General features: G+C 68.9%; 11 protein-coding genes and 1 tRNA gene. 6 read left to right on the forward strand and 6 right to left on the reverse strand.

Annotation, left to right across the window (positions count from 1 at the left end):
* Nucleotides 1-5 precede the first annotated feature (5 nt).
* A complete protein-coding gene (locus tag ACGFY9_RS04670) occupies nt 6-1,226 on the forward strand; it encodes an acetyl-CoA C-acetyltransferase (RefSeq protein WP_393751942.1) in 1,221 nt (406 codons plus the stop codon).
* 274 nt (nt 1,227-1,500) lie between these two features.
* On the forward strand, nt 1,501-2,289 hold the full coding sequence (locus ACGFY9_RS04675; protein ID WP_366497026.1) for a hypothetical protein: 789 nt from the start codon (nt 1,501-1,503) through the stop codon (nt 2,287-2,289).
* A gap of 199 nt (nt 2,290-2,488) precedes the next feature.
* On the opposite strand, the gene ACGFY9_RS04680 is transcribed toward ACGFY9_RS04675, so the two are convergent.
* Nucleotides 2,489-2,800 carry a hypothetical protein gene (locus ACGFY9_RS04680; RefSeq protein WP_393751944.1) on the reverse strand — a complete coding sequence of 104 codons (312 nt, stop codon included), beginning with the start codon at nt 2,798-2,800 and terminating at the stop codon, nt 2,489-2,491.
* A 102-nt stretch (nt 2,801-2,902) separates the two neighbouring features.
* On the opposite strand from ACGFY9_RS04680, the gene ACGFY9_RS04685 reads away from it, so the two are divergent.
* Complete coding sequence (locus ACGFY9_RS04685) at nt 2,903-3,133, forward strand: DUF4287 domain-containing protein (protein WP_026178224.1); 231 nt, start codon at nt 2,903-2,905, stop codon at nt 3,131-3,133.
* Nucleotides 3,134-3,238: 105 nt separating this feature from the next.
* On the opposite strand, the gene ACGFY9_RS04690 is transcribed toward ACGFY9_RS04685, so the two are convergent.
* The 3 genes from ACGFY9_RS04690 to ACGFY9_RS04700 form a co-directional block, all read right to left on the reverse strand.
* Entirely contained in the window at nt 3,239-4,126 is an 888-nt protein-coding gene (locus tag ACGFY9_RS04690; RefSeq protein WP_393751946.1) for a Bax inhibitor-1/YccA family protein, read from the reverse strand.
* Nucleotides 4,127-4,297: 171 nt separating this feature from the next.
* Nucleotides 4,298-5,494 carry a 4-hydroxybenzoate 3-monooxygenase gene (locus ACGFY9_RS04695; protein ID WP_393751948.1) on the reverse strand — a complete coding sequence of 399 codons (1,197 nt, stop codon included), beginning with the start codon at nt 5,492-5,494 and terminating at the stop codon, nt 4,298-4,300.
* 210 nt (nt 5,495-5,704) lie between these two features.
* A tRNA-Leu gene (locus ACGFY9_RS04700) sits at nt 5,705-5,791 on the reverse strand.
* A gap of 414 nt (nt 5,792-6,205) precedes the next feature.
* Here ACGFY9_RS04700 and ACGFY9_RS04705 point away from each other — a divergent pair.
* Entirely contained in the window at nt 6,206-6,976 is a 771-nt protein-coding gene (locus tag ACGFY9_RS04705; protein ID WP_393751950.1) for an ABC transporter ATP-binding protein, read from the forward strand.
* A 372-nt stretch (nt 6,977-7,348) separates the two neighbouring features.
* Nucleotides 7,349-9,877, forward strand: coding sequence for an ABC transporter permease (locus tag ACGFY9_RS04710; protein WP_393751952.1), 2,529 nt, complete (start codon nt 7,349-7,351; stop codon nt 9,875-9,877).
* Nucleotides 9,878-9,944: 67 nt separating this feature from the next.
* Here the strand turns inward: ACGFY9_RS04710 and ACGFY9_RS04715 are convergent, their stop codons facing one another.
* Both ACGFY9_RS04715 and ACGFY9_RS04720 read right to left on the reverse strand, forming a co-directional pair.
* Nucleotides 9,945-11,237, reverse strand: a complete 1,293-nt coding sequence (locus tag ACGFY9_RS04715; RefSeq protein WP_393751954.1) for a class I SAM-dependent methyltransferase — start codon at nt 11,235-11,237, stop codon at nt 9,945-9,947.
* A gap of 233 nt (nt 11,238-11,470) precedes the next feature.
* Nucleotides 11,471-12,859 carry an NAD(P)/FAD-dependent oxidoreductase gene (locus ACGFY9_RS04720; RefSeq protein ID WP_393751956.1) on the reverse strand — a complete coding sequence of 463 codons (1,389 nt, stop codon included), beginning with the start codon at nt 12,857-12,859 and terminating at the stop codon, nt 11,471-11,473.
* A 487-nt stretch (nt 12,860-13,346) separates the two neighbouring features.
* Between ACGFY9_RS04720 and ACGFY9_RS04725 the strand changes: the two genes are divergently transcribed.
* On the forward strand, nt 13,347-14,093 hold the full coding sequence (locus tag ACGFY9_RS04725; protein WP_393751958.1) for a class I SAM-dependent methyltransferase: 747 nt from the start codon (nt 13,347-13,349) through the stop codon (nt 14,091-14,093).
* Nucleotides 14,094-14,175 lie beyond the last annotated feature (82 nt).

A 14,175-nucleotide genomic window follows, 5' to 3' on the forward strand; every position in this document is an offset into this window, starting at 1 on the left:
CCGTGATGCCCGAAGCCGTCATCGTGTCGACCGCCCGCTCCCCCATCGGCCGCGCCTTCAAGGGCTCCCTCAAGGACCTGCGCCCCGACGACCTCACCGCCACGATCATCGAGGCCGCCCTCGCCAAGGTCCCCGAGCTGGACCCGAAGCTCATCGAGGACCTGATGCTCGGCTGCGGCCTCCCCGGCGGCGAGCAGGGCAGCAACCTCGGCCGGATCGTCGCCGTACAGATGGGCATGGACCACCTGCCGGGCTGCACGATCACCCGTTACTGTTCCTCGTCGCTGCAGACCAGCCGCATGGCCCTGCACGCCATCAAGGCCGGCGAGGGCGACGTCTTCATCTCGGCCGGTGTCGAGATGGTGTCCCGGTTCGTGAAGGGCAACTCCGACAGCCTCCCGGACACGCACAACCCGGTCTTCGCCGAGGCCGAGGCCCGTACCGCCGAGGTCGCCGCGAGCGAGGGCGCGACCTGGCACGACCCGCGCGAGGACGGCCTGCTCCCCGACCCGTACATCGCGATGGGCCAGACCGCGGAGAACCTGGCCCGGATCAAGGGCGTCACCCGCCAGGACATGGACGAGTTCGGCGTCCGCTCGCAGAACCTCGCCGAGGAAGCCATCAAGAACGGCTTCTGGGAGCGCGAGATCACCCCGGTCACGCTGCCCGACGGCACGGTCGTGTCGAAGGACGACGGCCCGCGCGCCGGCGTCACCCTGGAGGGCGTCTCCGGCCTGAAGCCGGTGTTCCGCCCCGACGGCCTGGTCACGGCCGGCAACTGCTGCCCGCTGAACGACGGCGCCGCCGCGGTCGTCATCATGAGCGACACGAAGGCCCGCGAGCTCGGCCTCACACCCCTGGCGCGGATCGTGTCGACCGGAGTCTCCGGCCTCTCCCCCGAGATCATGGGCCTCGGCCCGGTCGAGGCGTCGAAGCAGGCGCTGGGCCGCGCCGGTCTCACCGTCGACGACATCGACCTGTTCGAGATCAACGAGGCGTTCGCCGCCCAGGTGATCCCGTCCTACCGCGACCTGAACATCCCGCTGGAGAAGCTGAACGTGAACGGCGGCGCGATCGCCGTCGGCCACCCCTTCGGCATGACCGGCGCCCGCATCACCGGCACACTGATCAACTCCCTCCAGTTCCACGACAAGCAGTTCGGTCTGGAGACGATGTGCGTGGGCGGCGGCCAGGGCATGGCGATGGTCATCGAGCGCCTCAGCTGACCAACTCCCCGTAGCCGTACGGGAACTTTGCGTCACCATCTGGCCCGGAACCCAGTAACCACCTGGGTTCTGGGCCGATTTGTGATCCAATCTCCCCCAGGATGTGACCTATCTCCCTTCGAAGAGGGATTTTCCCAGGTCAGGACCGTTTCACCACCAAACATCGGGCCCAAAGTCCTGCCCGTTTCGTGACGTTACGCACTGACAGCTGGTTAGTCCGCCCTTCAAGCTGATGTAGGAAGTCGGGGGTCGACTTTGAACCGGGAGTACGTCAGTGAGCGCCATGCCGATCGCTTTGCTGCTCACCACGGCCGCCACAGGCGCCGTGGGCGTCGCCGTCCTGCGCACCCTCTTGGTGCTCCGTCGCCAGGTAGCAGCCCTCCACACCGAACTGGCCGAGGGCCGGGCCGCCGCCGTGCGCGCGCTCGTGCCCGCCGCCCGCAGCCACACCGACGCGGATGAGATACGCGCCGCCGTGGCCGAGGCGCTGGCCGAGGAGCGGGAACGGGAGCTGGCCGAGGCACGGGCCTTCTGGGCCGCCCAGGAAGCCCGCGACACCGAGGTGCCGACCCTGCTGGGTCTGCCCGACAGTGAGCTGTTCCTGCCCCGCCAGAGCGACTTCGTGGGCCTCGAACCGCTGGAGCCGGTCACCGAGTTCTCCGCGGACGCCGACGAGTTCGCCGGCGAGTCCCCCGAACTGGCCGCGGCCCGCCGCCGCCACCCGTCCCACCCGGACTTCGTCCCGGCCCAGTCACCGGTCGCGAACGACCACGAACGTACGGTGGCGACGCTGGAGGAGCTGGCCGAGTCCGCGGTCGAACTGGCCGACGTCCGCCCCGGCCCCCTCGGCACCCTCGACGTCTACGTCTTCGCCGACGGCACCACCCTCTGCATGACCCCGGGCCACCGCGAAACCGCCGAACGCCTCGCCGCAGCCCTCCACGCCGGCGAAACCCCGTTCCTCCTCGGCGGCTCCGGAGTCTCCGGCGCCTACACCCTCACGTTCGCGTGCGGCGAGGAGAACGTCTACATCCTGGCGGACAGGGTCATAGCGTCACTTTGAATCCGGGGGCGTCACGGTGTTTCGTCGGGTGCGGGTGCGTGGGGGTTGCTCGCGCAGTTCCCCGCGCCCCTAAAAGAGACGGCGGGCGTGCGTTTTAAAGCGCGCGGTTCCACGTGTAAAAACACGGCGGGCCAGCGGTCTTTAGGGGCGCGGGGAACTGCGCGAGCAACCCCCACGCACCGCAAGCCGCCAACGCACCTCAGACCCCCGCCCTCTTCTGCGCCTCCGCGACCAACCCAAGGGCCTTCTCGACCTCGGCGTCATTCACCAGCACAACCGCCAAGTCATGCACAGCCACGGTGATTTGATCAGCCGCAGCGAACATCCCCGCATCCGGCATCTCCCGAGGCACCCCCGAGGGATCCTCAACCCGCTGCGCCCACAGGGCGAACTCCCTGGCCAGCCCCAAAGCCTCCGCGGCAGCCCCCCTCTGCAAACGACTCTGCGGCGCAGCCCTGAGCCGGTCCGCAAAGTGATCCACCGCTTGAGTCAACCGCGTCGTATCCACCACGCCGCGAGACTACGCGCCGTACCGGGACTGTTGCCAACGGGCGAACGCTCAGGCACGGTGACCTGAAGGACCGGCTTACACCCCATGCGTCCGGAGGCGCCGATGTCCCAAGTGTTCTCCCAGGAGACCCACCGTAATCTGCTCGCCCGCATCCCCCACTGCACCGGTCGTGAAGTGTCCGACTGGCTGCGCACCGTCGACGAAGGCCCCGCCCTCTTCCGCTTCGAGGAGAAGGTCAGCTGGCTCCGCGCCGAGCACGACCTCGCGTACGGCCACGCCAAGGCGATCATTCACGAGTACGACCTGAGGAGGGCCGCGCGCAAACTGCTCTAGGCGCGCACCACAGACCGACCCATCACGGACATGACGAAGGGCCCCGGGAGTGAACCCGGGGCCCTTTCGCGCAAGCGGGCGGAGCTACCTGCCGCCGTACCGCCGCTAGTTGTTGCTGTTGAGGATCGAGATGAGCCGCAGGAACTCCATGTAGATCCACACCAGCGTCAGCGTGAGCCCGAAGGCCGCGAGCCAGGCCTCTTCCTTGGGCGCGCCGTAGGCGATCCCGTCCTCGACCTGCTTGAAGTCGAGGGCGAGGAAGCACGCGCCGAGGATAATGCCGACGACGCCGAAGAAGATGCCGAGCGGGCCGCTGCGGAAGCCGAGGCCGTCACCGCCGCCGAACACCGCGAACAGCAGGTTCACGACCATCAGCAGCACGAAGCCGAGCGCGGCCGCCATCACGAAGCCGTAGAACCGGCGGTTCACGCGGATCCAGCCCGCGCGGTACGCGATGAGGACGCCGGCGAAGACCGCCATCGTGCCGATCACGGCCTGCATGGCCGCGCCGCTCGCGATGCGGTTGTCGACGACGCTGGAGACGACGCCGAGGAAGACGCCTTCCAGCGCGGCGTACGACAGGATCAGCGCCGGGACGGGCTTGCGCTTGAAGGACTGGACGAACGCCAGCACCATCGCGATCAGCGCGGCGCCGATCCCGATGCCGTACGAACGGTTGATGTTGGCGTCGTCGACCGGGAGCAGCGCCCAGGCGAGGGCGGCCGTCACGATCAGCGTGCCGAGGGTGGTGCCGGTGCGCAGGACCACGTCGTCCATGGTCATCCGGCCGGTGGTGGCCGGGGCCTGCGGCGGTGCACCCTGCTGAAGGTCCTGCTGGGCGTACGGGTTCTGCGCGTACGGGTTACCGCCCGCGTAGGGGTTGCCCTGCGTCCCCACGGCGGGGCCCCCGGCCTGCGGCGCGGTGTTGAAGCCCGCGTAGCCGTTGTCGCGGCTGAACCCCCGTCGCGAGAAGACCGGGTTTCTGCTCCTCATTTCACTCCTCCATGGCCGCCTCGCGCGGCCTTGGGCTCAAGAGTAATAGGTAGGCAAAGGATTGACCCTACCTCTTGGGGAGGATCTTCCCCTCGTCCTGCCAAGGTACGCGGTGGATCGCACGCCGTGCGAACACTGGTACCAAGCCGTGACGACCCCCTTAGAGCCCCCTTATCCCCGCTCGTCTCCCTGTTCATCGAGAGGGAACCCGGTGTACGCCTCGGCAAGATCCGTCTCGGCCGCCCGCGAGGTCGCGATCCGCTCCAGCCGGGCCAGCTGGAGCCGCCCCTCGAAGGCCGTCGCGTCGGGCGCGCGGTGCAGGAGGCTCGTCATGTCGTAGGAGAACCGCTCGGCCTGCCACACCCGCCGCAGACAGGTGGCGGAGTACCCGTCGAGCCGCTCCTCGCTCCCCGTCTCCTTCTTGTACGTCAGTGCCCTCGCGAAGGTGACGACGTCGCCGACGGCGAGGTTGAGCCCCTTGGCGCCGGTCGGCGGCACGATGTGCGCGGCGTCACCGGCCAGGAAGAGCCGCCCGTACCGCATGGGCTCGTGGACGTACGAACGCATCGGGGTGACGGACTTCTGCGTGATGGGACCGCGGTCGAGCCGCCAGTCGTCCTCAGTCTCGAACCGTCGCTCCAGTTCGCCCCAGATGTCGTCGTCGCTCCACTTCTCGGCGTCCTCGCCCTCCTCCACCTGGAGGTAGAGACGGGAGACGGACGGGGAGCGCATCGAGAGGAGGGCGAACCCGCGCTCGTGACGGGCGTAGACCAGCTCGTCGTGGGAGGGCGCGACGTCGGCGAGGATACCGAGCCAGGCGTAGGGGTACGACCGTTCGAAGACGCGGGTGAGTTCGGCGGGGATCGCATTGCGGGCGACGCCCCAGAAGCCGTCGCACCCGACGACGTAGTCGCAGTCGAGGACGTCCTCGCGGCCCTGGTGCCGGAAGCGGACGCGGGGGCGGTCGGTGTCCGCGCCCTCCACCTCCAAGGCCTCCGCCTCGAACAACAGCGGCCCGCCGTCCGCGAGTTGAAGGGCGATCAGGTCCTTGCACACCTCGGTCTGCGCGTAGACCGTGACGCTACGGCCGCCGGTGAGGGCCGGGAAGTCCACCCGGTGCCGCTTCCGGTCGAACCGCAGCTCGATCCCGTCGTGCCGCAGCCCCTCCCGGTCCATCCGCCCGCCGGCACCCGCCGCGCGCAGCACGTCGACCGTGCCCTGCTCCAGGATCCCGGCCCGCTGCCGGTGCTCGACGTAGGCCCGGTCCCGGCTCTCCAGCACGACCGAGTCGATCCCGGCGTTGTGCAGCAACCGGGCGAGCAGGAGCCCGGCGGGGCCGGCTCCGATGATGCCGACGGTGGTACGCATCGGACGTTCCCTTCGGGCGTGGGCCGCTCAGCCAATATTCGTCTGGGCTCAGCCAGTGTTCGCCTGGTGAAATTCTCTTCACCTTGCCGGTACGCCTTAAGTCTCCGACCGCACGGGTCACCTGTCAACGGTCAGGGAGGGGATGACGAGGGTTACCGAGGGGCGCTACGGCGACTCACCGTTCCCGCCAGTCACACCCAGTAACTGCGATGGTGCCCGGAGCCGGACTTGAACCGGCACGCCCGCGAAGGGGCAGCGAGGTTTAAGCTCGCCGTGTCTGCATTCCACCATCCGGGCAGGCCGTGGGCTCCGCATCGAGGTCACGAGCCTATCGGGACGCGCATCCCCAACAGCGGGCAGGCGGACCGATGTTGTCTTATTTTATTGATGTCTGAGGGTGCATCAGACCACGGAATGCGCCATCAGCACTTGCCAACAGCCTTGCGTGCGATCTGGGGCCTCGTATGCGGAATGACGGAATTTCACCGCCCGAACGAGGGTGCTCCACCGGTTCTTGACGTGATCGTTCACAGAGGCGGGCCCAGGGGGCGTCTCGGGGGTGGCCGTCATCCCCAGGTATGACACCGCTGAGCGCAGTCCGACTGAAGGCTGCCCCCGGAACCGGAACAGCGGCTGACTACACGGCGCGATGGGGCCGAGAGGATGGGTGGCGTATCCAGCAATACCGTCGTCCCGACAGGAGCGCCCTCCGTGACCACCACCCCCATCGCCGACCGGACCACCTCCGTGGCCGCGCGTGCCACGGATCTTTCCAAGATCTACGGACAGGGCGAGACCCAGGTGGTCGCCCTCGACCGGGTCTCGATCGCCTTCCGGCAGGCCGAGTTCACCGCGATCATGGGCCCCTCGGGGTCCGGCAAGTCCACCCTGATGCACTGCGTGGCCGGCCTGGACGCCTTCTCGTCCGGTTCCGTGCGCATCGGTGACACCGAGCTGGGTTCCCTGAAGGACAAGCAGCTCACGAAGTTGCGCCGGGACAAGATCGGTTTCATCTTCCAGGCGTTCAACCTGCTGCCGACGCTGACGGCCCTGGAGAACATCACGCTCCCGATGGACATCGCGGGCCGCAAGCCGGACAAGCAGTGGCTGGACTCGGTGATCACGATGATCGGTCTCGCCGACCGGCTGAAGCACCGGCCCTCCGAGCTCTCCGGCGGCCAGCAGCAACGCGTCGCCGTGGCACGGGCGTTGGCCTCCCGCCCCGACATCATCTTCGGCGACGAGCCGACCGGAAACCTCGACTCGCGCTCCGGCGCGGAGGTGCTGGGCTTCCTCCGCAACTCCGTACGGGAGTTGGGGCAGACGGTGGTCATGGTCACCCACGACCCGGTGGCGGCGGCGTACGCGGACCGGGTGGTCTTCCTCGCGGACGGCCGCATCGTCGACGAGGTCTACGAGCCGACGGCGGACTCGGTCCTGGACCGCATGAAGCAATTCGACGCGAAGGGCCGCACCAGCTGACCAGCTCCGGTCGGCTCACCTGACGGCTCCTCAATTCGCCGCCCGGGTCGTCGACTTCACCACCCGGACAGTTGGCCTTCGCCGCCCCGGCCTCCGGCCTCACTGCCGGGGTTTCGACTCCGCCGCCCGGGACCTCAACTCCGCCGCCTCGGCACCCAGCTTCACCGCCGGGGGCGCCCGACCTCACCGCCCGGGCAACTGACTTCGCAACCCCAGCACCCAACTCCACCGCCCCGGCCACGATTTCGAAGCCCCGGCCCCCGATCTCACTGCCGAGGCCATCAACTCCGCTGCCCTGGCGCCGACTTCACCGCCCCGGCACCCGACTCCGCCGCCCGGCTCACCCCTCGTAGACCTGGACTGAGTAGACCCATGTTCCGTACCGCCTTGCGCAACGTACTCGCGCACAAGGCCCGGCTCCTCATGACCGTGCTCGCCGTGATGCTCGGCGTCGCGTTCGTGTCGGGGACCCTGGTCTTCACCAACACCATCTCGAACGCCTTCCAGAACAGCTCGGCCAAGGGCTTCGACCAGGTCGACGTCGCCGTGAAGGCCAAGTACCAGGATGACAAGGGCGACACGGTCGGCAAGACGCCCGAGCTGACCCAGGCCATGCTCGACACCAGCGCCAAGGTGCCGGGGGCCGCGTCCGCGACCGGTGTCGTCAACGGATTCACCGCCATCGCCGACAAGACGGGCAAGCTCATCGGCGGCGGCTTCCAGTCCCAGGGCGGGAATTATTGGGGTAGCAAGGACGCCCGGTATCCCCTCACGTCCGGTACCGCGCCGCACGGCAGCAGTCAGGTCGCGATCGACTCCGAGACCGCGAAGCGCGCCGGTTACAAGGTCGGCGACACCGTGCGCATCTCCGTCGACGGCCCGGTGCTGACCCCGAAGATCACCGGCATCTTCACCACCGACGACGGCAACGTCGCCGCCGGCGGCAGCCTCGCCCTCTTCGACACCGCGACCGCGCAGAAACTGTTCGGCAAAGCGGGCACGTACGACGAGATCGACGTGAAGGCCGCGGCCGGGACCAGTCAGGCCGCGCTGAAGACGCAACTGGACAGCGCCCTGCCGAAGGGCCTCACCGAGACCACCACCGCCAAGAAGCTCGCCGACGACCAGGCCGAGACGATCGCCTCGTCGATGAGCGGGCTGAAGTCGGGGCTGCTGGTCTTCGCCGGCATCGCGCTCTTCGTCGGCACGTTCATCATCGCCAACACCTTCACCATGCTGGTCGCCCAACGCACCAAGGAACTGGCCCTGTTGCGCGCGGTCGGCGCCTCCCGCCGGCAGGTCACGCGGTCGGTGCTGCTTGAGGCGTTCGTGGTCGGCGCGGTCGCCGCGGTGGCCGGTCTGGTCGCCGGTATCGGCATCGGCGCCGGGCTGCGCGCCCTGATGGGCACGATCGGCGCGACCGTCCCGGACGGCCCGCTCATCATCACCTCGGGCACGGTGCTCAGCGCCCTCGCGGTCGGCATCCTCATCACCATGCTCGCCGCCTGGCTGCCCGGCCGCCGGGCCGCGAAGATCCCGCCGGTCGCCGCGATGAGCAGCGTGCACGCGACGGCCACCACCAAGTCCCTGGTACTGCGCAACACGCTCGGCGCGCTGTTCTCCGGCGCGGGCATCGCCGTCGTCATCGCGGCCACGACGATGAACGGTTCGGACGGCCAGGCGCCCATGGGGTTCGGCGCCGTCCTGCTGATCATCGGTGTGTTCATCCTGACCCCGCTGCTGTCCCGCCCGCTGATCGCGGCCTCGGCACCGGTCCTGCGGATCTTCGGGATCTCCGGCAAGCTGGCCCGCCAGAACTCGGTGCGCAACCCGCGCCGTACGGCCGCCACCGCCTCCGCGCTGATGATCGGCCTCACCCTCATCACCGGCATGACGGTGATGGCGGGCAGCCTCCAGCAGGCGATCGACAAGATGGCCTCGTCCGCGATCAGCGCCGACTACATCGTCTCGATGGCGAACGGCAACCAGCTCTCCCCGGACGTCGACAAGACCCTCACCACCACCTCCGGGATCACCGCCAGCAGCCCGCTGCGCAACGCCCCCTCGCGCATCGACGGCACGTCCGAGTTCCTGACGGGCGTCAACGGCTCCGCCATCGGCAAGCTCACCGACCTCAAGGTCGACAGCGGCACCTTCAAGGTCGCCGGCACGCAGGTGGTCGTGGACGATGACACCGCCAAGTCCCATGGCTGGAAGGCCGGTTCGACCTTCACCACGCACTACGAGGACGGCAAGGCGCAGCAGCTCACCGTCTCCGCGGTCTACGAGGGCAACGCGCTGATCCAGGGCATCATGCTCGACAACGCGACGCTCGCCCCGCACCAGACCGACCCGGCCGACATGCAGATCCTCGTCAAGACGGCTGACGGCGCGTCGAGTTCGACGAAGGACAGGCTGGAGAAGGCCCTCGGCTCCAACCCGGCCGTCAAGGTCCAGGACAAGAAGGACCTCTCCGACAGCATCGCGCAGGTCTTCACCCTGATCCTCAACATGGTCTACGGCCTGCTCGCCATGGCGGTGATCGTCGCGGTCCTCGGTGTCATCAACACCCTTGCCATGTCGGTCTTCGAGCGCTCGCAGGAGATCGGGATGCTGCGCGCGATCGGCCTCGACCGCAAGGGCATCAAGCGGATGGTCCGCCTGGAGTCCCTGGTCATCTCGCTCTTCGGCGGGGTGCTCGGCATCGGTCTCGGCGTGTTCTTCGGCTGGGCGGCCGGTGAGCTGATCGGCGCGAAGATGGCGACCTACGCACTGGTCATCCCCTGGGCCCGGATGGCGCTCTTCCTGCTGCTCGCGGGCACGGTCGGCGTCCTGGCCGCGCTGTGGCCGGCCCGGCGCGCGGCCAAGCTGAACATGCTGTCGGCCATCAAGTCCGAGTAGCAGTGCACGGGTTGGGGCCCCGTTCCGGATCGGAACGGGGCCCCTTCCTGTTCTCGGAAAAACTGACTCAGTTCCAGGTGCGGGCGCGCAACGGCACTCCGGAGTTCCCGGAGTCCGGGGTGCGGACGGCCAGGACCTGGTTGACGCCGATGCGGTTGCGCTCGAATGCGAGCGCGGAGGCCGCCATGTACAGGCGCCACACCCGGGCCCGACCGGCCCCGGCGAGCTTGGCCGCGCGGGACCACTCGGCCTCCAGGTTGGCGACCCAGCGGCGCAGGGTGAGCGCGTAGTGCTCGCGGATGACCTCGACGTCGCGCACCTCAAGGCCGGCGCGCTCCAGCTGGGTCACGGTGGTGCCGATCGGGGCGAGTTCACCGTCGGGGAAGACGTAGGAGTCGATGAACTCGTCGATGCTGTACGAGGATTCGTCGCGGTGCGGGCGGCGGGCGATCTGGTGGTTCAGGAGCCGCCCGCCGGGCTTGAGCAGCGAGTGGAGGACCCCCGCGTACTCCAAGTACCGCTCGGCGCCCACGTGTTCGGCCATGCCGATGGAGGAGATGGCGTCGTAGGGCCCGTCGGTGACGTCCCGGTAGTCCTGCACCCGGATCTCCACCTTGTCGGTGAGCCCCTCCCCCGCGACGCGCTTGCGGGCGTAGGCCGCCTGCTCCTGGGAGAGGGTCACGCCCACCACGCTCACGCCGTACTCGCGGGCCGCGTGGATCGCCATCGAACCCCAGCCGCAGCCGACGTCGAGGAGTCGCTGGCCCGGCGTCAACTCCAGCTTGCGGCAGATGAGTTCGAGCTTGTCGCGCTGGGCGTCCTCCAGGGTGCCGTCCGGGGATTCCCAGTAGGCGCACGAGTAGACCATGGAGGGGCCGAGGACGATCTCGTAGAAGTCGTTGCCGACGTCGTAGTGGTGGCTGATGGCGCGTTTGTCGGTGCGTTTGGTGTGGAGGTGGGCGCGGCTGCGGCGGACCTCCTCCGGGGGCGGGGCGGGCGGCAGCGGGAGTCCGGCGAGTTTCACCAGGCCGCGTACGGCGGACCGCACCTCGGGGTCCCGCAGGGCCTGGGCGAGGGTGCGGGCGTCGTCGCCGCGCTCCCACACCAGCTCGGACATCGCGTCGAGGGCGGCGTACAGGTCGCCCTCGATACCCAGGTCCCCGGAGACCCAGGCGCGTGCCATGCCCAGTTCGCCGGGCTTCCACAGGAGTCGGCGCAGGGCACGGCGATTGCGTACGACCAAGGTCGGCGCATCGGGCGGCCCTGCCACGGAACCGTCCCAGGCGCGGATGCGCACCGGGATGGGGGTTCCCAGTAGCTGTTCGAAGAGGGATTTGAGCCGCAGCGCGGCATCAGCCATGGCGCACACCTCCGTGACGCGGATCCCGGAATTGTCCATCACTACGTAAACACCGGCCAGGCCCGATCGCAGTCCTGCTTGAGCGTTACGAGTAGGCAAAATAGGTGTAGCCACCATGTACGGAGGTGTGTTGGATGTGCGCGGGAACGCCGAAGGGACCGCCCGCACCACGGATGGCGGACGGCCCCTTCGGGGTTACTGCTTCTTGCGTCGTCAGAGGTGACCGGAGGCGGTCAGGAGGCCTTGGCCTTCTCCTCGGTCTTGGCGGCAGCCGCGGCGGGCGCCGGCGCCGGCTTGGCGGCCTCGTAGAACTCCTCGCGGGGGTTCTCCATGGCGCCGAGCGACACGACCTCGCGCTTGAGGAACATCGCGAGCGTCCAGTCGGCGAAGACGCGGATCTTGCGGTTCCAGGTCGGCATGGCCAGACCGTGGTAGCCACGGTGCATGTACCAGGCGAGACGGCCCTTGACCTTGATCTTCACCTTGCCCATGACGATCATCGCGACGCCCTTGTGCAGGCCGAGACCGGCGACCGCACCCTTGTTGGCGTGCGAGTACTCCTTCTGCGGGAAGCCCCGCATACCGGAGATCACGTTGTCGCCGAGGACCTTCGCCTGGCGCAGCGCGTGCTGGGCGTTCGGCGGGCACCAGGCGTTCTCGACGCCGGCCTTGCGGGAGGCGATGTCGGGCACCTGGGCGTTGTCGCCGGCGGCCCAGACGTAGTCGGTGCCGGTGACCTGGAGGGTCGGCTGGGCGTCGACGTGACCGCGCGGGCCGAGCGGGAGGCCGAAGCGGGAGAGAACGGGGTTCGGCTTGACGCCGGCCGTCCACACGATCGTGTTGGAGTCGACCTCAAGGCCGTTCTTCAGCACGACGTGACCGTCGACGCAGGAGTCCATCGAGGTCGAGAGGTAGATCTCGATCCCGCGGCTCTCCAGGTGCTCCTTGCCGTAGAGGCCGAGCTTGGGGCCGACCTCCGGGAGGATCTTGTCGGCGGCGTCGACGAGGACGAAGCGCATGTCCTCGCGGGAGACGTTGGTGTAGTACTTGGCCGCGTCCCGGGCCATGTCCTCGACCTCACCGATGGTCTCCGCACCGGCGAAACCGCCGCCGATGAAGACGAAGGTGAGCGCCTTGCGGCGGATCTCCTCGTCGGTGGTGGAGTCGGCCTTGTCGAGCTGCTCAAGGACGTGGTTGCGCAGGCCGATGGACTCCTCGATGCCCTTCATGCCGATGCCCTGCTCGGCGAGGCCGGGGATCGGGAAGGTGCGGGAGACCGCGCCCATCGCGATGACGAGGTAGTCGAAAGGCAGCTCGTACGCCTCGCCCACGAGGGGGGCGATCGTGGCGACCTTGCGGTCCTGGTCGATGGTGGTGACCCGGCCGGTGAGGACCTCCGCCTTCGGCAGTACGCGTCGCAACGGGACGACGACGTGCCGAGGGGAGATGCTGCCGGCGGCGGCTTCGGGGAGGAAGGGCTGGTAGGTCATGTACGACCGGGGGTCGACGACCGTGACGGTCGCCTCGCCGTAGCGCATCTTCTTGAGAATGCGCCGAGCTGCGTACAGGCCTACGTACCCACCGCCTACTACGAGGATCCTGGGACGCTCCGTGGTGCTCATGGCATCGAGTATCCACCTGCCCCAGGGGGGTCGCTCGTGCGCCCCTTCACAAGCTTGGGTGGGGGGTGTGTTATCCTCCGCGACTCGCATGATCCAGGTCACTCCGCGGGCGGGGAACCACGGGTCGGTTCGCCCCGTTGTCAAGGCCGCGTGAGCTGCCGCTCTACCTTTTCGGCTCCCCTGGACCACACCTCCACGACACCCTCCCGAAACTCCCCCGAATCACTCCCGCACCGCCCCGCCGAGAACGCTCCCAGGCCCGCCGGGACCCCGGAAGGGCCAACCGGGGCAGTCCCGTCGTCCAACGGGACAGAATTCCTTGTGAAGAACTTCACGAACTTTCTTACGGACGTGTTCTGAGGGAGGTCGGCGAGCGCCCCTGCAACCGCTCATACGTTATATGGGCTGCTCAGGAGTTTAATACCGGCGAGTAATAATTCGGGCTCGCGAGGGTCCGGCAGCGCGCCTTCTCCCCATACTCGGAAGCATGGCCGTCTACGACACGCTCGGCACGACGTATGCCAGGACCCGGCGCCCGGACCCACGCATCGCCGCGCGGATCCAGGCCGCGCTCGGGGATGCGGAGGACGTGATCGACGTGGGCGCCGGCGCCGGCTCCTACGAACCGCCGCGCACGACTCTCGCCGTAGAACCCAGCCGGATCATGCTCGCCCAGCGCCCGCCCGGGTCCGCGCCCGCCGTGTGCGCGGTGGCCGAACGCCTGCCGCTGCGCGACGACGCCGCCGACGCCGTCATGGCGGTGCTGACCGTCCACCACTGGACCGACCTCGCGGCCGGTCTCGCCGAACTCCGCCGGGTCGCGCGCCGCCGCGTCGTCGTCCTGACCTGGGACCAGCGGGTCTTCCGCGAACGGTTCTGGCTGGTGCGCGACTACCTCCCCCAGGCGGCGGCCTACGACGACACCCGCGCCGTCCCGCCCGAACGGCTGGCCGCGCTGCTCGGCGAGGCGGTCAGCGAGGAGACCGTCCCCGTCCCGCACGACTGCACGGACGGCTTCGGCGCGGCGTACTGGCGCCGTCCGCACGCCTACCTCGACCCCCAGGTGCGCGCCGGGATCTCCATGCTGGCCCAGGCCGGGGAGGACGCCCTCGCGCCCGGCCTGGCGATGCTCCGGGACGACCTCGCGACGGGCCGCTGGCACGAGCGGTACGCCGATCTGCTCGCGCTGGACACCGTCGACGTCGGCTACCGGCTCCTGGTCGCGGACTTCTGACCGGCGCGTACATCAACTGGCCTACGTGTGCGCCAACGACCGTAAACCCAGGGCGAGTCGGGAATGAAGCCGCCGTGGCCCC

The sequence above is a fragment of the Streptomyces sp. NPDC048504 genome, from assembly GCF_043200035.1.
Lineage (GTDB): Bacteria > Actinomycetota > Actinomycetes > Streptomycetales > Streptomycetaceae > Streptomyces.